Here is a 20,898-nt window from a genome sequence, read left to right on the forward strand (position 1 = left end):
ACGGATTTATTATTCTGTTATTGACGAATTTCTTTTTGCTTCTTCTTCTTTAATTTTATCTAATTCTGTTTGAGCTTCTGTAACTACATCTTGAAACTCAGTATAATTATCAATTACGCTTTTTAGTATCTCCGTAGCTTGAAAACTATCTTGTAAGGCATAATAATTTTTAGCCATTACAAGTAATGCTTTTGCAGCAAAATATTTATACCCTGAATACATGGCCGCGTATTTCTCTATGGTTTTATTAGATGCATCGTATTTTGCTTCTTTGTTTTTAAAATAAGCTTCATAATACAAAGCTTCCGCCGCTAATTCGCCTTTAGCTATTTTTTGAAGTTTAGCATAGGCTTCTTTTGCTCCTGCTTCATTATTTGTTTTTATAGCAGAACGGGCAATAATTATTTGCGCATCACTTTTAATAATATCTTCTGTTTTTGGGTTTTTCAATACTTTATCAGCATAAATTTCTGAATTTACATAATCTTGTTTCGCATAATAACATTTCATCAAATTTGCTTGTGCAAAAGTCTTGTTTTGAGGATATTCCGCTTGGATTTCAAGATTAGTTAAAACCAAAATCGCTGCTTCTGTATTTTTTGCTTTTAAATAAATTTCAGACAAACGAACTAAAGCTTGTTCTGTATATAAATTTCTAGATTGGTTCGCCACATATTCATAATGCGGTATGGCATTTGACTCTAATTTATCTGCAAAATACAACTGTGCCAAATAAAAATGAACTTTTAAAGCATGTTTACCATTTGGAAATTGACTTAAATAACTTGTAAATCCAGCTATAGCCTGTTTGGGATTATTAGCCACATATTTTTTTTCTGCCGCTTCATACATGTCATCATCTAATTCGGCATCAGAAACATTTACAAAAGTTAATGTTTTAACCCAAATAGCATATTCATCCACTTTACCATTACTCACATAAATACTTCTTGCCGTTGCTACTGCTTCAATAGATTCAGGTGAATTTGGGAAATCGGCTACTAATTTTTTTAATTTTACAATAGCGGCCTCATCTTTGTCGGTATTGTAATAAATTAAACCTTGTTTCAATAAAGCTTTTGGCAAGTATGAACTGTTTTTATGATTAGCAACTAATGCGTCAAACGTGGCTATGGCTTTATCATTTTGCTCTTCCGCTTCGTAAGTTGCGCCCAATTCATACAGCGCATCGTCTAAATATTGGGATGACTTATAGGTTTGAACAAACTTGCTTAAGTCTTCAATTTTTCTATCATTTTTATTTACAAATCCATAGCTCATTCCTTTTTGAAACGCAGCATAATCGGCATCTACACATTTCAATTCAATAGCTTTATTGTAAGCGTCCATTGCTGGCCAATATTTTGAGGAAATAAAATTACAATCTGCCATTCTTAAATAAGCGTCTGTCAATCTACTTTTATCTTCTTTATTTTGATTAATAAAAGCTAAAAAATAGGGAATTGCATTTTCATATTCTTTAATTTTGAAATAGGCATAAGCCAAATTGTAGTTTGCGTTTTTATATTCTGGTGTAGCTAAAGCTTCGGATTGTGATAAAAATTGTTTGTACGTTAATAGTGCTTCAGAAAATTGATCTAAACTGTATTCACACTCCGCTTTCCAAAAAGTAGCTCTAGCAGTAATTTTTGTGTCTTTATTTTCAGAAAGCGACTTTTTAAATAAATTGTATGCTTCTTGATAATTTCCATCTATAAATACCTCTAAACCTCTATAAAATGTAACTTTTTGATACGCTCCCTTGTTCTCGGGACTTCTATTTTTTTCTAACAATACTAAAGCTTCGGTGTAATTTTTAGACGTTATATAAGAATTAATGAGTAATTCTTTTAGTTCGGCTACTGCTGCATTTGTAGGGTACTTTTCTAGAAATGCCTTAATCACTTCAGGTGTAGCTAAGTAAGGATTACCAATTTCATAACTCAACTTCACATAATTTAAGTGTGCATCTTCCTGAATTTTTGCATCAAAAGTCATTTCAGATGTGGTTTTAAAAGCATTTAAAGCTTGTTGTTTTTTATCTGTTTTTAAATAACTTTCAGCCAAATGGTAATACGCATTTTGGGCAATAAAATCATTGCCTTCAATTATTTTATTAAATTGACTAATTGCATTTTCATAGTCTTTTTGTTGGTAATACGTGTAGCCCAATTGATAAAAATCTGTGTTTGACCATTTGCCATTTTTACCTTTGTAAGCAAGTAAATAGGGCAATGCTTTATCATATTTTTTAAGGTTAAAATAACTTTCGCCAATTATTTTTGACAATTCGCTTTTTTCAATTGCATTTGATTTTTTTAATTGAGGTTCCGCTAAATCAATAGCTTTTTGAAAATTACCCAATTTAAAATTCATATCGGCTTGAAAGTAGCCCATTTTTTCTTTGTATTTTTCTTGGTCTGTAACTTGTCCAAAAAAATCATTAGCTTGCTCATAATTGTTTTCATCATAAGCTATATAGCCTAAATAATACTTCGCTTGACTACCATATTCTGGAGAATTAGAAACTTTACTTAAATATTTTTTCGCTTCCTTCGAATTTTTAATTGCAAAATTAGCATATCCTTTTTGGAAGTTAATTTTATCTAACTCACTCTTTGTCAGATATTCTTCGCTACTTTTCTCATACCATTTCAACGATTGAGAATAATTTCCTTCGGCAAAATAATAATGGGCTACACCTAGATAAGCTTCATTTTGTTTTGTACTTGTAGGATGATTTTCAATGAAACGCTCCATCAACGCATCCGCTCCCACTTGATTGGTTCTAATGGCGCAATTTGCAATGTAAAAATCACAATCAGTGACTAATTCTTGATTGGTTGCATGCGTTTTTACTTGATCAAAAAGAATTTGAGCTGCTTGAAATTGTTTTTCTTTATATAACAAAACTGCTTTATTAAAATCCTGATTTTCATTTGAATATACAGCTGTTTGCTGTGCACTAGTCCAAGTAGTAACTAGAACTAAAAGTAATGTATTTAATCTAAAAAAAGACATCATAATCTTGCTGGTTTAAAGTTCCAAATATATCAAATTACTAGCATTTTTAACGCAAAAAAAACAGGAAATATTGTTTAGTTAGAAGTTAAATATTTATACGAATTATTTTGTTTAGCGAGTAATTGTTTATATTTTTACACATTAATTAAATTTCATTATGAGTCAAACGATTTTATCTTTAAAAGACGTTTCAATATATCAAGATTCAAATCTTGTATTAGCCGACATCAATTTAGATGTTCATAAGGGCGATTTTATTTATTTCATTGGAAAAACAGGTTCAGGAAAAAGTAGTTTCTTGAAAATTTTATATGCAGACATTCCTTTACGAGAAGGAACGGGAACTATTGTAGATTATGATTTAAACACGTTACAAGAAAAAGACATTCCGTTTCTAAGAAGAAAAATTGGTGTCGTTTTTCAAGATTTTAAATTATTACCAGACAGAACGGTTAAAGATAATTTATTGTTTGTTTTAAAAGCCACAGGTTGGACAGACAAAGAAGCAATAAACGGAAAAATAGAAGAAGTGTTAGAAAAAGTAGGTATGGCGAATTATGCGTCAAAAATGCCTCACCAATTATCGGGTGGCGAACAACAACGCGTTGGTATTGCACGCGCCTTACTTAATGATCCAGAACTTATTTTAGCAGACGAGCCAACAGGAAACTTAGATCCTCAAACGAGTATTGAAGTTATGGAAGTATTAAAAAGTATCAATCAAAATGGAAAAACCATCATTATGGCCACACACGATTATGCTTTATTATTAAAATACCCTTACAAAACACTTAAATTTGAAGACGGTAAAGTCTATGAAGTTGTTCAAAAAACGGTGTAACATTTTATAAAAAATCTTACTAATCAATAAACTAAAAAAATAAAACTATGAACGAAATCATCAAAAAAAACGGAATTAAATTTGGAATTTTATTAGGATTAGCTGGAATTTTATCTCAACTAGTTATTTATTTAAGTGGAGGCACTGAATTAATTGCAACCGTAACTGGTATTGTGTTTTGGGTTATTTATTTAGTTATTAGAATTTTTCAACTTATTTATACCAAAAAGGAACTTAATAATACTATAACTTTCAAAGAAGCATTTACAACACTATTTATTTGTATTTTAAATGGTATTCTTATTTCTCAACTTTTCACATATCTTCTAATGAATCATATTGATATTGAATATGGAAAAAATTTAAATGAATTTATGATTACAAAACAAGTTGAAGCTTCAAAATTGTTAGGAGCAAAAAGTAGTGATCTCAAAGAGATTGCATCAATGGATAATTTTTCAATTTCAAATTTATTAAAAGGCACAGCAATGTCATTGATTATATCATCTATAATGAATTTAATCCTAGCCGCTATTTTCAAATCAAAAACTAATTCGCCATTTAACGAATAATGAATATATCAGTCGTAATACCTTTATTAAACGAACAAGAATCGTTACCAGAATTATGTAAATGGATAGAAAAAGTTATGAGTACTCATAACTTTTCTTATGAAATCCTTTTTGTAGATGATGGTAGCACTGATGCCTCTTGGGAAACTATTCAATCGCTTTCAAAGGATAACAATGCTATTAAAGGCATTCGATTTCTTAGAAACTATGGAAAAAGTCAAGGACTTCATGCAGGCTTTGCCAAAGCACAAGGCGATGTCGTTATTACTATGGATGCCGATTTACAAGATAGCCCAGATGAAATTCCAGATTTATACGATATGATTATGAATCAGGGCTATGACTTGGTTTCAGGTTGGAAGAAAAAAAGATATGATTCTGTTGTAGCAAAAAATTTACCTTCAAAATTATTTAATTGGGCTGCTAGAAAAATTTCTGGTGTAAAATTAAATGACTTCAATTGTGGATTAAAAGCCTATAAAAATGTGGTCATTAAAAACATCGAAGTGTCGGGTGAAATGCATCGTTATATTCCTGTATTGGCTAAAAATGCTGGTTTTTCAACTATTGGAGAAAAAATAGTGATTCATCAAGCCAGAAAATATGGAAGCTCAAAATTTGGAATGGATCGTTTTGTAAATGGTTTTTTAGATTTGATTACGATTTGGTTTATATCAAAATTTGGCAAACGTCCTATGCATTTTTTCGGATTATTAGGAACATTAATGTTCATAATTGGATTTGGTTTTGCTTTATACTTAGGTGTTGACAAATTATTTATTCATACTAAAGCGCGTTTAATTACTGAAAGACCACAATTCTATATTGCCTTAACTTCTATGATTATTGGGACACAATTATTTCTAGCTGGATTTTTAGGTGAAATTATTTTACGCACTAAAAACAATGAAGAACGCTATAAGATAAGTGAGGAGTTGGGAGTTGGGAGTTAAAAAAACATTACACTAAAAAACACAAAATAACAGACCTAAAATAGGTTTTAAAAGTTAGAATATGCATATTGATCAATCTATTTTAAACCGAGCAAACGAGTGGATGACGCCCACATTTGACAGCCAAACACAGCAAGAAATTGAACGAATGATTACTTCTGCTCCAAAAGAATTAGAAGACTCATTTTATAAAAATTTAGAGTTTGGCACGGGTGGTATGCGAGGGATTATGGGTGTAGGAACGAATAGAATAAATAAATATACATTAGGAAAAAACACCCAAGGTTTAGCTAATTATTTAAAAAAATGTTTTCCTAATAAACCTTTGAAAACAGTTATTGCATACGATTGTCGTCATAACAGTGATACACTTGCAAAAACAGTAGCTGATGTGTTTTCAGCAAATGGTATTAAAGTATATTTATTTTCAGAATTACGTCCTACTCCAGAATTATCATTTGCAGTCAAACACCTTCATTGCCAAGTAGGCATTGTTTTAACAGCCTCACACAATCCCCCAGAATATAATGGGTATAAAGTCTATTGGCAAGATGGTGGTCAAATTGTTCCGCCACAAGATGGAGAAATTATTAAAGAAATTGAATCACTACGCTATGAGGAAATTAATTTTGAAGCTAATAAAGAATTAATCACTTATATTGATGCTGAAATTGATACTGCTTTTATAAATTCTACCATTGAAAATGCTAGTTTTTCAACACCAAAGGAAGCAAAAGAGAATTTAAAAATAGTATATACTTCTCTGCATGGAACATCTATTAAGTCCATACCTGCCGTATTAACAAAGGCAGGATATACAAATTTAAATATTGTAGCAGCACAAGAAATTCCTGATGGAAATTTTCCCACCGTAAAATCACCAAACCCTGAAGAACCTGAAGCCTTAACAATGGCATTAGAGTTAGCTAAAAAAATTGATGCGGATATTGTTGTCGGGACAGATCCAGATTCGGACAGATTAGGTGTGGCCGTAAAAGATTTATCAGGCAAACATATTTTATTAAACGGAAATCAAACCATGGTTGTGATGACTGCTTTTTTATTGGAACAATGGAAAAGAGCAGGAAAAATAACTGGGAAAGAATTTATTGGTTCTACAATTGTGTCCACACCTATGATGCTAGAATTAGCCGAAGCATATGGGGTAGAATGTAAAGTGGGGCTCACAGGATTCAAATGGATTGCAAAAATGATTAAAGATTTTCCAAATCAGAAATTTATTGGAGGTGGTGAAGAAAGTTTTGGTTTTATGGTAGGTGATGCGGTTAGAGATAAAGATGCTGTAGGTGCTACCCTACTCGTCTGTGAAATAGCTGCTCAGGCAAAAGCAAATGGAAAATCATTATATGAAGAACTACTTAACTTATATCTGGATTTTGGTTTATACAAAGAACATTTAATTTCTATTACTAAAAAAGGAATGGATGGAGCGAATGAAATTAAACAAATGATGATTGACTTACGCGAAAATCCGTTAAAAGTAATCAACGGACAACGTGTGATTTGCATTGAAGATTATCAACAGTCAACAGCTCGAGATTTAATAAACAATGAAACCTTTGAATTAGATATTCCAAAATCTAATGTATTAATATATTATTTAGAAAATGGAAGTAAAATTTGTGCACGACCAAGTGGAACAGAACCTAAAATTAAATTTTACATTAGTGTACAAACAGACTTACTCTCTTTAAAAGAATTAACAGAAAAAGAAGAAGAATTGGGTCACAAAATTCAATGTATAATTAGTGAAATGAAATTAAACTAATGGACAACAACTTAAAAAAATTAATTCCGTTTGCCTTAAAATATAAAAGCAACATTTTAGCAAATATTGTTTTTAATATTTTTTATGCATTCTTTTCTACCTTATTAATGGTTTCCATGATTCCTACACTTAATGTGTTATTTGGAATCAATGAAAAAATAACAAAAGAACCTGTATATAAAGGGATTTCAGAAATCAAGACCTATCTAGAAGAATATTTAAGTTACAAAGTAACTACATTGACAGAAGAAAGCGGCTTCAAATATGCACTTCTATTTGTCATTTCAATTGTCATAATAACTGCTTTTTTAAAAAATATTACCAATTATTTTGCTTCCTATCACGTAACACAATTACGAAACGGGGTATTGAAAGATATCCGTGAAAAACTATACAAAAAGATTATACATTTACCTGTTTCTTATTATTCCGAAACAAGAAAAGGTGATGTCATGGCAAGAATGTTAGGTGATATAGGTGAAGTACAAAATTCTTTTTTTCAAGTACTTGAATTAGTCGTAAGAGAGCCGCTAACAATTTTATTCTCGATTGTTACCATGTTCATGATAAGTGCTAAACTTACCCTTTTTGTATTTGTTTTTATTCCCGTTTCAGGATTTATTATATCTCGAATTGGAAAAAATTTAAAATCTAAATCCACTAGAGCGCAACAAGAAAACGGCATTTTTATTTCGGTTCTAGATGAAACTTTAACTGGACTAAAAGTGGTAAAAGGATTTAATGCTGAAACTATTTTTATAAAAAAATTCAATGATTCCATACAGCGATTATTAAAATTAAGTAATAGTATAGCTAATAAAAACAATTTAGCCTCGCCATTAAGTGAATTCTTAGGAATTGTAACAATTGGCACATTGCTTTGGTATGGTGGGCAATTAGTTGTGGTTGAACATTCGCTTAAAGCAACTACCTTTATTGGTTATATAGCCTTAGCTTATACAATTTTAACACCTGCAAAATCTATTTCTAAAGCATCATATCAAGTGAAAAGTGGTTTGGCAGCTGCGGAAAGAGTCTTTACCTTATTAGAACAAGAAAATCATATTGAAAACAAAAACGAGGCATTTGTAAAAACATCATTTGATCATTCTATTTCTATAAAAAACATAAGTTTTGCTTACCAAGAAGAAAATGTGCTAAAAAACTTTTCTATAGAAATTCCTAAAGGAAAAACAATTGCATTAGTAGGGCAATCTGGCAGTGGAAAAAGTACAATTGCAAACTTGCTAACACGTTTTTATGATGTTCAAAAAGGCAGCATAACCATTGACCATGTCGCTATTGAAAATTGGAATATGCATGCCTTAAGAGATTTAATCGGGTTAGTTACTCAGGATTCCATTTTATTTAATGACAGTATAAAAAATAACTTATTAATTGGAAACCCTGCTGCAACCGATGCAGAAATCATAGAAGCACTTAAGATTGCTAATGCTTATGAATTTGTAAAAGACCTTCCATTAGGCATCGAAACACATATTGGTGATGCGGGAGGAAAACTATCGGGAGGACAAAAACAAAGGCTTTCCATTGCGCGTGCAGTACTAAAAAATCCGCCAATTATGATTTTAGATGAAGCGACTTCCGCTTTAGATACAGAAAGTGAAAAATTGGTTCAAGATGCTTTAGAAAAAATGATGCAAAACCGTACATCAATTGTTATTGCACACCGCCTATCTACTATTCAAAAAGCAGATGTAATTGTTGTTATGCAAAAAGGCGAAATTGTAGAGCAAGGTAGTCATGCTGAATTATTAGCTAAAAATGGAACCTATGCCAATTTAGTCAACTTACAATCTTTTGAATAATTTGTATGTATGTAACAAATCCAAATATCAGCTTACCTGAAAATCCAGACACGATTGTTTGGAAGTATTTGGATTTGTCTAAGTTTTTAGATTTATTGCTTTCTAAAAAATTATTCATGTCGCGCTCAGATAAGTTTGAAGACCAATATGAAGGCACATTTAGCGAACCAACATTTGAAGAAATCAGAAAACTATCTGAAAATAATCCTGAATTTCTTAACTATTACAAATCACACAGAGAAAAAGTAGTTGTAAGCAGTTGGCACATAAACGAATATGAATCTTTTGCTATGTGGCAAATATTTACTCAAAACAGTGAAGGTTTAGCAATACAATCAACCACAGGAAGGCTACAAAAAGCATTAGAAGCAGAAAAAAAATCAAAACAATATATTGGTTCGGTAAAATACATTGATTACAAAAAAGAGTATATCCCTTTTGACGATATGTTCTTCCCTTTTATGTTTAAACGAAAAAGTTTTCAGTATGAAAGGGAAATACGCATTATTTCTGATTTATCAGATAGTCAACTTTCTATTAATGATGGTGTGAAAATAGATGTTGATATTGATCACTTAATCGAAAAAATTTATATCCATCCGAAAAGCGAAAACTGGTATAAAAAGTTGGTTATTGAACTCGTTTCAAAATTAGGATACCAAATTGAAATAGAAAAATCAGATTTAGAAAGTGATATTTTAATATAGCTAATGTAAAAATCACTTTTAGTTGGTGCTTTACATGATTTTATATTCGACAGCTTGCTTATCTTTAAATCCAAAATAAAAATAATGTACCCTATCAGCCTTATCAAGTTGTCCATTTTTATTAGCATCATCTAACGTTCTGAAAAATATTTTATTTGTAGCTTCTTCATATTTCCAGTCAATAATTTCATGTAAATCGGGAGATATTTTCATGAAATTAGTTCCAAATGCATCACTTACATACAACACTTTTATATCATTTAAATCAATAGTAGCATCTTGATTTGTATCCTTATCCGAAAGTGTATAAACAAAAGCTTTTTTAGATTTTATAAACGTAATATTTTCAATCAACACTAATTTATCGGTTAACGCATGTAGGGAGTCTTGTCCAATTACTTGAAATTTAATATTTCTAATATATCCTGTAATTTCATTTTCCATAGAATTTGAAACTTTAAAATTTGGCAAGTTATCATCATTCGATTTTACAGATTCATAGCTTCCTTTTTTCATAGTTCCTACCGTTAATTCACCTATTGGAAAAACCAAAACCTCTGAACCTTCAAAATGAATAGGCAAATCTGCAATACCTACTTTAGAAGTATCTACTTTAACTTCATTTTGTACCTTATCATATTTTACTTTTGGAGTAATAGTTTCTTTTCTACAAGAGACTAAAAGAAGGGCTATAATTATAGAAATATATAACGTTTTCATATGAGGATAATTAGTTGTTTTTTAAAGGTCATATGGAATTTCCTTTAAATCTATTAGTATTTGTTTGTATAAACGTATTATTTATGGCGTCATATGCCTATGATTTGTCTATCAAATATAAGAATATATTTTATGCCTTACAACCTAGCCGTCAATTTAATATTAAATGTTCTGGTAGTCATATAATTAGGAACCCCATATTGTGATTTAGTATAGACATCTCTAACCCAAGTATTTGTAATTGAATTTTGATTATTGAACATATTATAAATTTCAAAACCAAGTGTTAATTCGGAAAAAGCATTAAGCCATTTTTTTTCATACCCTAATTTTGCATCTTTGAAAACATATGAAAAACCTATATCTGCCCTTCTATAATCTTTTAAACGGAGTTGATAATTATAGACATCTGCATAAGATGGAGAGCCTCCTGGTAAACCTGTATTATAAACCAAATTCAAATACATTTTTACAGCTGGAATATTTGGCATATAATCTTGGAATAAGACCGCAAATTTTAATCTTTGATCGGTTGGTCGAGCAATAAAGCCTCTATCGTTTTGATTTTCTTCTGTTTTTAAAAACCCTACCGTAAACCACGACTCAACCCCTGGCACAAACTCACCATTTAGTCTAGCATCAAAACCATAGACATAAGCCGTTGCCTCGTTATTGGCTCTATACCTTATTCTTACATTGTCAATGGTATATGTATTTACATCGCTAATCGATTTATAATACAACTCTGAAACTAACTTAAATGGCCTTGTCCACATGGTAAAACTATAATCATGTCCGAAAACAAAATGTATTGATTTTTGCTCTTTTACATTTTCATTTATAGAACCATCAAATCTGCGTAATTCTCGGTAAAATGGTGGCTGATTATACATCCCTGTTGAAAAACGGAAGACCATATCTTTTTCCCATTTTGGTCTAAAGACAAATTGAAGTCGAGGTGAAAACGTCATTTGATTAGCTCCAGTATTCCCATCACTAAATACTTGCCATGATTGGCTTCTTACCCCTGCATTGATATAATAAGTATGTGCTCCCCATTTCCCTTCATGATTCCAATTTAGATACCCTAGTAATCTGTTTATTCTTGTTTGATGTGTTGCTCTTACATTTTGATACGGCGCTAAAGGTCCCGTATAAGGATTATAAGGTTGATCATTGATATAATCTAAGTCTGGATTTGGTAAAGAAAACCCTGCGGAATCTACAACTTCCCATTCTACTACTCTATCTCTGATGTCTTCAAGCGTATGTTTAAAACTCCATTCTAATTGATTCCCTTTGTTTAACTTATGCTGTCCTTTCACCTCATTTGAAACAATCAAGGCATCTAAATTATTTCTTGCATGATTTAATTGAGAACCAATACCTCTAGAATATACTACATCTCCAAAAGTTTCTGAACCAATATTAGAATCCACCTCACCTAACCGATATTGAGCTAAAATATCATAATACTCTTGTTCTACTGTATGGTAAGCCGAAGCAATATATTTTATTTTGGTTGAAGAATTAGGTTCAAAAACGGCCTTTAAAGCACCAAAATAGGTTTGATATTTATCTTTTTCTTGCCCGTCATACGTAATAAGCAACGCAATAGGGTCGCTAATTGTTCCAAAATTTGTTTGTCGAGATGTTGGTATATAATTGTAATTATTTTGTGCGATAGAACCTAAAAAACTCCAATTCCACTTGGTTGATGGTCGAAAATTAAATAAGGATTGAACATCTAAAAATGAAGGTCTATAATTAGTCTGTACTTCCTGACTTTTAACTAACAAACTATTATTTCTATATCTAACACCTGTAACATTAGACCATTTTTGATTAGCAGAAACACCTTCTGCAAAAATACTTCCTCCTAATAAACTTGCTTCTAAACCTGCTTTAAAAGACTTTGGATTGCGATAAGAAATATCGAGAACAGACGCTAATTTGTCACCATATTTAGCTTGAAATCCACCTGCATAAAAATCTACATTTTCAACTAAATCTGTATTGGTAAAACTAAGTCCTTCTTGTTGTCCTGAACGCACTAAAAAAGGTCGGTAAACTTCAATTTCATTTACATATACTAAATTTTCATCATAATTTCCTCCTCTAACTGCATATGTAGTACTCAATTCATTATTAGAATATACTCCAGGTAAAGTTTTAATTATGTTTTCTATACCCGCATTGGCTCCTGGAATTCTTCTTATGACTACAGGTGAAACACTTGTTCCTCCATCAATTTTCTTTTTATTTTTTGAAGTAATAACAATGACTTCAATAGTATCTTCTTTCGTATTTAATTTAGGATGCCATTCAAAATCCTCATTGGGTTTTAAATGAACAGTATAAGTGGATTTTTTATAAGAGATATGAGAAAAAACTATGGTTACATCTCTATTAGCATCTATTTCAATACTATAAAAACCATTATTATTGGTAACCGTGTTTCCTGATAATGAGGCAACTGTTACATTAGCAATAGGCTGATTTTGTTCATTTAATACAATTCCTTTTACACGTGCTTTTTGAGCCCATACAAAACTGACTAAAAATAAACAAACAACAATATAAAATGGTTGAGATTTCTTATACATTAATTTAATAAATAAAATTTGAAGTAAATGTAGTTGAATTATTTAATTTATCCGAAACTATAATTTTGATTTCATTCGTTCCAGGTTTTACTTTTCCATCGGCAAAATTATATGTCAATTTTTTTGTTTTATAATCATATTCCATCAAAATCCATTCTCCATTCACATAAGCATTAAACGAATCAATACCCGATAATGCATCTACTATAGAAACACTTAACGTAGAAAGTTTAGAAATAGTACTTCCCTCAACAAAATTAGGATTGTAAATTCTAGGTGGAACACTATCTAGTACTACTTTATATTTTCCAAACGATTTCACTTTGGCAACAAGTGCATCTCCTCTTCTATAAGAGGAATTATAGTCAATAATATAGCCATTTAACGAAGCAACGAAAGCCTTCTTTTGTTCCTCTGGTGTAAGTTTTGAGATATCAAACGATACAGACATATTCCCTTGAAAAGCTTCAAAATTATTTTCTAGATTTAATATTCCGTCTTTTTCATCTGCATTCAAATAGAAATTTTCATAAAAAGTATTAGGTGGTAAATAAATCGTTGTCTGTCCTAATTCAAAATTATATTCATTTTTTGCTTTCACAAAATACTTTCCTTGACTAATTTTCTTTGTACTACTAATTATATCTTGTTTGTATTCAATTGGAATTGTAACAATAGATTTATTTTCATGGTAATCACTTACCTCAATTCGATATACATAAGCGGTTTTAGGCTGTACTTGAATACTCCCATTTTTTCGGTTATGCTGAATAAGTGATAATGGATAAGGTTCTTTTATAAATAATTTTTGAAAACGCTGTTTAAGTTGTTTAAACTTTTTAAAATCTAAAAAATAATTGATGTGTTTTGATTCATCAAAAGAAAATGTATCAAATGTATAATTAAAATAGGGCGCTCCATTCAAAAATGCCTGTACTTTATAAATACCATTTTTATTATAAAAATTAGTCAACAAATCATATGAATTAAGCGCAAATCCTATAGTTCCATTGGTACTAACTTTATTTGCTAACAGAGTCCCATCAGGTTGTCTTAATAACGTAAGCGCAATTGGGGTGTTGCCTTTATTTACAAAAGTAGAGTCATTTAGAGGATAGACAATTACACTTTGAATTTCAGGTTTTTTATCGTCTTTAATTAATTTATTTAATCCAAAAGCCATTGGATTAATGATTTTTTCAGATTGTGTATCTCTAATTTCGTAATGCAAATGTGGTCCTGCACTGCCTCCAGTATTTCCAGTATATGCAATTATATCTCCACTTTTTAGTTGCAAAACTTCGGGAGTTAGATAGGTCTCAATTTCATACTTTTTTTGGGCGTATTGCAGCTTTTTCACATACTCTTCAATTTTGTCTGCATAGCGCTGTAAATGAGCATACACGGTAGTATAACCATTGGGATGTATAATATAAAGTGCTTTACCGTAACCAAAGACAGATACTTTAATTCGTGCCACATAGCCATCGGCAGTAGCATATACTGGTAAACCTTCTTGTTCATTTGTTCGAATATCTAAACCTGAATGAAAATGATTTGTGCGTAATTCACCAAAAGTACCCGACACGTTTAGTGGAATATCTAATGGTGACCTAAAATAATCTTTGGGGTATTGAGCAAAAACTAATGTAGTGGCAAATAAAATTAATATGTAAAGTCTTTTCTTCATTCAGTTGTGTTTGATGCTAATATACAAATTTCGATTACATCAGCAAAATACAATTAAGAAATCCATTTATGAATATAAAACACAATTTAAGACTAAAATAAAAACTTAATTTTCAAACACTTAGAAATCATTAACAAGTCATTAGCATATTATTATCAAGGCATATTTACTTTTTGGCACATGAGTTGAACTATTTATATCATCAAAAACTAATCAAAATGTGTTTAACCATTAAATTTTAAGATCATGAAAAAAATTACATTTTTAGTTGCAAGTTTATTTTTAGTATGTAACGCAACACAAGCTCAAGAAACCGAAAGAGGAAGAAGACCAAGAATGACTCGTCCTGATTTTTATGCTATTGATTATAGAGAGGCTACACCAATATTTTTTTTAGAAAAAGGTATTGAATTTTATGTATTTCCTACAGGAGATTTTGATTTTAATGCTTTACCACTAGAACCACCTAGACACACTACACATGAAAACTATGGTTACTCAAATTATGATAATGGAAGACCTCGAGGGATTCGTATTGAACATGATAATTATGGAAGGGTAAAACGCGTAGGAAATGTGTTTATAAACTATGACTATTTTGGACGCGTAAAAAGAATTGGTTCTGTATTCATGAGTTACAATAGTTTTGCGCTAACAAAAATTGGCGGAATGCGTATATTCTACAATCATCATGGTCAAATTATTGGTGTGCGTGGTTTTGTAAATGGTTTTTCTAGTTACCCTTATTATCCTTGCCCTAATGGATATAATGGCGGAACAAATTATGGCAATCAGACGTATGAAAATGAAGATGACTTTTATTACTACAAAAAAGACGGTACAAAAGAAAAAATGAATAAAGATGATATTGATGCTATAAAAAAAGATGCCATAGAAAATAAAGGCTAATTTTAAAATCCTGCGGCGTTTTTACAAAGCAGGATTTTTATTTTACAATCTTTTTAAGTGTACTTTTGATAACAAAATTAATATCAGACGAAATGTTTAAATAAAAATTAACTGCCAAATAAAAAATAGTTACTAAAACAGATTTTAACCCAATACTTACTACTGGATGAAAAGTAAATTCCCAGTAATAGAAAAGAAAAAAGGTCACCAATGTAACTAGTAAAGAAACTAAGTTTTTGCTAGTAAATGGAAACAATTTCATTTTAAAAACTACAAAAAATAACTTCGCTAAACTATATAATGTAATAGCTATCAATGTAGCAATTGCGGCTCCATTTAATCCAAATGCAGGAATAAAATACATATTTAATAGCACAATCACAATGACTAATAAAACACCTAAGGTTAAAACTGTACGGTAATATTTTGAATTAAAAATGATAGCATTATTAATCCCTAATAGTAAATCAAAATACTTAGACAACCCAATAATAAATACCACAAAAATTCCTTGTCTATAACCATCATCAGGTAATAAATTGTACAATTGATTTAAATTTACTACTATGCCAACATAAATTAAACCACCAATAACCTGTAAGCTAATTGATGATTTCTTGTACAATGTATTCAGTTCTTCCCACTTATGCTCACTCATTAACTTTGCAGTAATAGGATAGGTAATTTGGTGCATGGCACGCATGGGGACAGAAATAACTAAGGCAATAAAAATAGCTACATTATAAAAAGCAATGTTGTCAATTTTTAAATACTTATTAATCATATATTTATCTATATCTAACAACATATTCGCTACACTTGCAGATAATATAATAAATACTGTATACGTCAATATAGATTTACTATTTTGTGGCACTTTAAAATGTAATCGAATGACTTTGACTTTGTTCGCATAATACGCAATTAGTAACAAACTTATACCATATACGACTAGTAAGGAATAGATGAATTGAGATTCAGAAATATAATCAAAGTAAACTGCAAAAAGTAAAATTGTAATTAGAATACGTACAAAAACTTCTTTTACAAATGAACCAAAAACTGATTTCATGTGCGCGCGTAACCAGGCATAAAAAATTTCGAAATACCCCATAAACAATCCGATAATGGGAATAACCCAAACAAAATCGTACACAATAGAATTTTCTTTCGATTCATACGCCGCAATATAATCGTAAAATCCATAGAAGAAAATTAGGGCAGGTATAACAAACAACAAAGGAACAACCAGCATGTAAGTCATGTATTTGTTTAAATCTTCTTCTGTTTTATTGTGCTCATTGAAAAACTTAATTAATGTGTTTTGAATACCAAAAGACATTAGGGGATATAAAATATTAGCCGTTGACAACACATAACCCGTTAAACCCACATAATCTTTACCTAAAAAATAAGGATACATAAACAATACATTAGCTGCACCCAATGCAAAACCAATAAAAGTAATGATGGTGTTTTTAATAGATTGTTTAATAACTATACCCATATAAAGTTATAAATTAGAATTAGAAAGTTAAAAGTTTTACTAATTGGGCTGTCAAATTTTTTCTGCTGTATTGTTGTAATCCAACGGCATGAACGCTCAAATTATTTTGTAAATACTGCTCAAATTGAGCTAATATAGTCGATTTTAATGCTTCTTTTTCGTGATACTGAAAGAAAACACCTGTATTTGTGGTTTTTATAATTGATTCAAAATCAGAATCCGCGGGGCCAATAGCTAGTATTGGTCGTTCTGAAACCATATATTCAAATAATTTCCCAGGAATAATACATTTCGTTTCTTCTGAATCTATTTCGATTAATAACAAAACTTGAGAAGTTCGTTGATGCGTTAACGCTTCTTCATGTGAAACATAGCCTAAATTTTGAACAAAAGCTTGAAGACCAAAATTTTCTATTGATTGTAGCACTTCTTTACTTACGGCACCTATTACTTTCAACTTAAAATATTGAGCAAAAAGTTTATTTTCTTCTGTTAATTCTGCCAAAGATTCCCATAAAATTTGTGGATTTCGTTGCGATAAAAAGGAACCTATATGCGCTAGAGTAAAGTCGATATCCAAGGGCTTTTTCTCTATTTTTTCTACATCATAACCATTTGTAATTACTTCAATAGGTTTTGAAGTAAGTGCTTGAAATTCTTTTTTTGTTGTGGGTGAAGTTACGATTACTGTATCGCAAGAATTCAACACATCAAATTCATATTGTTTATGCTTTTTGGCTGCCCAATTACTCAATTTTAGTTCTTTATGATAGCCAATGGTCGTCCATGGATCTCTAAAATCGGCAATCCAATTGATAGTAAGTTGCTTTTTTAAACGTAAACCAATCAAATGTAAACTGTGTGGCGGACCTGTGGTGATAACCGTTTCTATATTATTTTCTTGAATATATTCTTTTAAATAGTTAACCGAAGGTTTTACCCAAAAAACACGTGCATCTGGTATAAAAAGATTTCCTCTAACCCAAAGCATTAGCTTTTCAACTACAGATTGTTTTTTGTTTTTAGTAATGATACCCGCACTAATTTTTTTTGTTTTATTTTTTGAAAATACCGAAGCAAAAGCATACGGTTCAAAAATTTTATGTTTTAAAATAATAGCTTGTGGATGTACATCTTGAACCAATTTCTCATCTATTAAAGGATAATTTGGGTTTTCAGGAATATATACTATAGGCTGCACACCAAATTCTGGTAAATACTTAACAAACTTTAACCATCGCTGCACACCCGGACCTCCTGCTGGTGGCCAGTAATAAGATATGATTAATACTTTGTTTATTGGTTTTTCCACTACTAACTCTTTTTATCCGTGGAAGTTTGTTTTTTCCACGTAAAAATACCAAAACCAATCAATAGTAAAATAAGTATGGAACTTACTAATGAAATCATACTTCCTGTTTTTACTACTTGAGGTTCAAATTTAAATTCAATGGTATGCTTTCCTGTGGGAATTTGTAGTCCTCTTAACACATAATTGACATTGTAAATTTCTGATTCTTTACCATCAATTGTAGCTATCCATCCTTTTGGGTAATAAATCTCTGAAAAAACGCCAAAACCAGCTTGCGAATTCGTTGAAACGTATTTCAAATGATTCGGCTTATATGAAACTAATTGAATAGTCGCTGTTGAATCTTTTCCTGCACTGAAGTTAAATGCTTTTTTTACTAATTTTGGTTTTACGAAGGTTGCTTCTTCCTTCGTTTTCAACGAATCTAAAGCCTTCATTTCTTCATCAGCTGTATTGAAGATTTTTACCTTTGAAACAAACCAAGCATTGCCATTCGCACTTGGATTTTGTAAGGCCATAGGCATACCCTGCTCATTAGACTGAATAACATATTTCGCATTCAACATATTCAATGCTTCAATATTATTTTTAGTAATTTGATAGTCAAATAACTCTTGAACTTTTTTAGGTTTTGCAGCATGATAGCCTCCTATTGATTGATGAAAAAAGGAAGTACGGGCACTGTTCATATTTCCATCCATTTCAAATACTCTAAAATGAGTAGTATCTTCTAATATTTTTGTATCGGCTTCTGTTTGTTCAAAAGGACGTTCAATTTGACTTTTAGATACAAAATCATCTGCTTTTACATAATTTTTGGCAACAAAAAATAAATCAAAGACCATAATAAAGCCTACAATCAAAATAGTATTAAACTGTGAAAATATTTTCTTTGTATACAAGAATAAAAGACCGAAAACAACCACTAAAAACCCTAGTGAACGGTAAATGGTTGAAAAATACATATTTCTTCTATCTTCTCTTAATACATCCATAAAATTAGGTCCATATTGTTTTGAGTAATACGCATCATTTAAGCTTGTAAATGAAAAAGTACTACTACATAAAACTAACAGCGCTAATATTCCAGCAACAATTCCTCCAGAAATAAATAATCCTTTGTTTCTTTCTTTTTCTTCACTTGTAAAAAATGCTGTTAAGCCTAAAATAGCTAAAACAGGCATACATAATTCTAACAGCACCTGAATAGAAGAAACGGCTCTAAATTTATTATACAAAGGCACATAATTAATAAAGAAATCAGTCAATGGTGCAAAATGTTTCCCCCAAGATAGTGTTAATGCTAACAAGGAACCGAGCACCAATGCGTATTTTATTTTTCTTTTTTCTAAAAACAGGGCTAAAACGGCTAAAAAGAATACTACAATTCCTATATAAGCAGGAGCGGCAACGATAGGTTGTTCGCCCCAATAGGTAGGCATGTGTTTTACTAAATTTTCGGCTTCACTTTCAGGAACATTTTGAGAAACGATGAATTGATACATAGCTGATTCTTTTCCTAAATCTTCAGAATTTGATCCTCCGAATAATTTAGGTGCAATCAAATTCAAACTTTCGCCTACACCATAGCTATATTCTGTTATGTATTCATAACTCATAGCATTTGTATTTTCTTTTTTCTTTCCGTCAGGTTTGAATGTTAACTCACTATCACTTCTTGTAGAATATTTTGCATATTCAGAAGTTGCTAAAAGACTGGTCGCATTTGCACCTATTGCTAATAGGGCACTTCCCATAAAAACACCAACTGATTTTAGAATATGGCTATACTCTTTATTTTTAACAGCCTCAAGTACAAAATATAACCCTACAATACCTGCTAAAAATAAAAAATAATAGGTCATTTGAGGATGGTTGGCCTGCAATTCAAGCGCTGCTGCTACTACCGTTACGCATCCACCAAGAATGTATCGCTTTTGAAACACCCATAAAATCCCAGCTAAAAGTAAAGGCAAATAAGCTATGGCATGTGCTTTGGCATTGTGTCCTACACCTAATATGATAATTAAATAGGTAGAAAAACCAAAGGCTAAGGCGCCAAAAAAAGCATGTAACGGTTTTATCCTAAAACTTAATAGTAAGACATAAAAACAAGCAAAATATAAAAATAAATAATCGGCAGGACGGGGTAAAAACCGAAAAACCGAATCTAAATCCTTAACATAATTATGTGGGTATTTGGCTCCTAATTGATAGGTAGGCATTCCTCCAAAAGCACTATTTGTCCAATACGGTTCTTCATTATACTCTTTCCTGAAATCAATTTGCTCTTTTGCCATGCCTGTATATTGAGCAATATCAGATTGAAAGAGTTGCTTTCCTTGTAAAGTAGGATAAAAATAAAGTAAGGCAATACAAATAAAGCCAACTAGTGCATATATATGTGGTAAATACTTATTCCAATTTTTCATTTTAGTC

14 protein-coding genes are annotated in these 20,898 nt (G+C 30.9%); 7 read left to right on the plus strand and 7 right to left on the minus strand.

The features are described from left to right. Window positions 1-9: 9 nt before the first annotated feature. The gene (locus RF683_RS06435; RefSeq protein WP_309531515.1) at window positions 10-3,024 is read right to left on the minus strand and encodes a tetratricopeptide repeat protein; all 3,015 of its coding nucleotides are present in this window, start codon (window positions 3,022-3,024) and stop codon (window positions 10-12) included. Window positions 3,025-3,181: 157 nt separating this feature from the next. On the opposite strand from RF683_RS06435, the gene RF683_RS06440 reads away from it, so the two are divergent. The 6 genes from RF683_RS06440 to RF683_RS06465 all read left to right on the plus strand — a co-directional run bounded on the left by RF683_RS06440 (window position 3,182) and on the right by RF683_RS06465 (window position 9,715). Next, on the plus strand, window positions 3,182-3,865 hold the full coding sequence (locus RF683_RS06440; RefSeq protein ID WP_309531516.1) for a cell division ATP-binding protein FtsE: 684 nt from the start codon (window positions 3,182-3,184) through the stop codon (window positions 3,863-3,865). Window positions 3,866-3,912: 47 nt separating this feature from the next. Then, window positions 3,913-4,437: a DUF4199 domain-containing protein gene (locus RF683_RS06445; RefSeq protein WP_309531517.1), complete on the plus strand. Its 525-nt coding sequence runs from the start codon at window positions 3,913-3,915 to the stop codon at window positions 4,435-4,437. After that, on the plus strand, window positions 4,437-5,390 hold the full coding sequence (locus tag RF683_RS06450) for a glycosyltransferase family 2 protein (RefSeq protein ID WP_309531518.1): 954 nt from the start codon (window positions 4,437-4,439) through the stop codon (window positions 5,388-5,390). The genes RF683_RS06445 and RF683_RS06450 overlap by 1 nt, the downstream gene beginning before the upstream one ends. Before the next feature lie 61 nt (window positions 5,391-5,451). Beyond that, on the plus strand, window positions 5,452-7,179 hold the full coding sequence (locus RF683_RS06455; protein WP_309531519.1) for a phospho-sugar mutase: 1,728 nt from the start codon (window positions 5,452-5,454) through the stop codon (window positions 7,177-7,179). Continuing rightward, on the plus strand, window positions 7,179-9,008 hold the full coding sequence (locus RF683_RS06460) for an ABC transporter ATP-binding protein (protein WP_309531520.1): 1,830 nt from the start codon (window positions 7,179-7,181) through the stop codon (window positions 9,006-9,008). The genes RF683_RS06455 and RF683_RS06460 overlap by 1 nt, the downstream gene beginning before the upstream one ends. Before the next feature lie 5 nt (window positions 9,009-9,013). Next, window positions 9,014-9,715: a hypothetical protein gene (locus RF683_RS06465; RefSeq protein WP_309531521.1), complete on the plus strand. Its 702-nt coding sequence runs from the start codon at window positions 9,014-9,016 to the stop codon at window positions 9,713-9,715. 30 nt (window positions 9,716-9,745) lie between these two features. Here RF683_RS06465 and RF683_RS06470 read toward each other — a convergent pair whose 3' ends face one another. From RF683_RS06470 to RF683_RS06480, 3 genes are all read right to left on the minus strand, one after another. Further along, window positions 9,746-10,435 (minus strand): hypothetical protein, encoded by a 690-nt coding sequence (locus RF683_RS06470; protein ID WP_309531522.1) that lies wholly within the window; start codon window positions 10,433-10,435, stop codon window positions 9,746-9,748. Window positions 10,436-10,572: 137 nt separating this feature from the next. Further along, window positions 10,573-13,041: a TonB-dependent receptor gene (locus tag RF683_RS06475; protein ID WP_309531523.1), complete on the minus strand. Its 2,469-nt coding sequence runs from the start codon at window positions 13,039-13,041 to the stop codon at window positions 10,573-10,575. 4 nt (window positions 13,042-13,045) lie between these two features. Then, window positions 13,046-14,731: a M23 family metallopeptidase gene (locus RF683_RS06480; RefSeq protein ID WP_309531525.1), complete on the minus strand. Its 1,686-nt coding sequence runs from the start codon at window positions 14,729-14,731 to the stop codon at window positions 13,046-13,048. 246 nt (window positions 14,732-14,977) lie between these two features. On the opposite strand from RF683_RS06480, the gene RF683_RS06485 reads away from it, so the two are divergent. Next, window positions 14,978-15,640 (plus strand): hypothetical protein, encoded by a 663-nt coding sequence (locus RF683_RS06485; RefSeq protein WP_309531526.1) that lies wholly within the window; start codon window positions 14,978-14,980, stop codon window positions 15,638-15,640. 37 nt (window positions 15,641-15,677) lie between these two features. Here the strand turns inward: RF683_RS06485 and RF683_RS06490 are convergent, their stop codons facing one another. Genes RF683_RS06490 through RF683_RS06500 form a run of 3 tightly spaced genes read right to left on the minus strand, consistent with a single transcriptional unit; the run spans window position 15,678 to window position 20,891 of the window. Then, window positions 15,678-17,147: a lipopolysaccharide biosynthesis protein gene (locus RF683_RS06490; RefSeq protein WP_309531527.1), complete on the minus strand. Its 1,470-nt coding sequence runs from the start codon at window positions 17,145-17,147 to the stop codon at window positions 15,678-15,680. Between the two features lie 19 nt (window positions 17,148-17,166). Then, the gene (locus RF683_RS06495) at window positions 17,167-18,459 is read right to left on the minus strand and encodes a glycosyltransferase family 4 protein (RefSeq protein WP_309531528.1); all 1,293 of its coding nucleotides are present in this window, start codon (window positions 18,457-18,459) and stop codon (window positions 17,167-17,169) included. Between the two features lie 2 nt (window positions 18,460-18,461). Next, on the minus strand, window positions 18,462-20,891 hold the full coding sequence (locus RF683_RS06500) for a YfhO family protein (RefSeq protein ID WP_309531530.1): 2,430 nt from the start codon (window positions 20,889-20,891) through the stop codon (window positions 18,462-18,464). Window positions 20,892-20,898: the final 7 nt, after the last annotated feature.

The organism is Flavobacterium sp. 20NA77.7 (assembly GCF_031326205.1).
Taxonomy (GTDB): domain Bacteria; phylum Bacteroidota; class Bacteroidia; order Flavobacteriales; family Flavobacteriaceae; genus Flavobacterium; species Flavobacterium nakdongensis.

Coding starts and splice junctions, on each gene's coding strand:
- RF683_RS06435 (WP_309531515.1), bottom strand. CDS start 3,024: ATGATGTCTTTTTTTAGATTAAATACATTACTTTTAGTTCTAGTTACT.
- RF683_RS06440 (WP_309531516.1), top strand. CDS start 3,182: ATGAGTCAAACGATTTTATCTTTAAAAGACGTTTCAATATATCAAGAT.
- RF683_RS06445 (WP_309531517.1), top strand. CDS start 3,913: ATGAACGAAATCATCAAAAAAAACGGAATTAAATTTGGAATTTTATTA.
- RF683_RS06450 (WP_309531518.1), top strand. CDS start 4,437: ATGAATATATCAGTCGTAATACCTTTATTAAACGAACAAGAATCGTTA.
- RF683_RS06455 (WP_309531519.1), top strand. CDS start 5,452: ATGCATATTGATCAATCTATTTTAAACCGAGCAAACGAGTGGATGACG.
- RF683_RS06460 (WP_309531520.1), top strand. CDS start 7,179: ATGGACAACAACTTAAAAAAATTAATTCCGTTTGCCTTAAAATATAAA.
- RF683_RS06465 (WP_309531521.1), top strand. CDS start 9,014: ATGTATGTAACAAATCCAAATATCAGCTTACCTGAAAATCCAGACACG.
- RF683_RS06470 (WP_309531522.1), bottom strand. CDS start 10,435: ATGAAAACGTTATATATTTCTATAATTATAGCCCTTCTTTTAGTCTCT.
- RF683_RS06475 (WP_309531523.1), bottom strand. CDS start 13,041: ATGTATAAGAAATCTCAACCATTTTATATTGTTGTTTGTTTATTTTTA.
- RF683_RS06480 (WP_309531525.1), bottom strand. CDS start 14,731: ATGAAGAAAAGACTTTACATATTAATTTTATTTGCCACTACATTAGTT.
- RF683_RS06485 (WP_309531526.1), top strand. CDS start 14,978: ATGAAAAAAATTACATTTTTAGTTGCAAGTTTATTTTTAGTATGTAAC.
- RF683_RS06490 (WP_309531527.1), bottom strand. CDS start 17,147: ATGGGTATAGTTATTAAACAATCTATTAAAAACACCATCATTACTTTT.
- RF683_RS06500 (WP_309531530.1), bottom strand. CDS start 20,891: ATGAAAAATTGGAATAAGTATTTACCACATATATATGCACTAGTTGGC.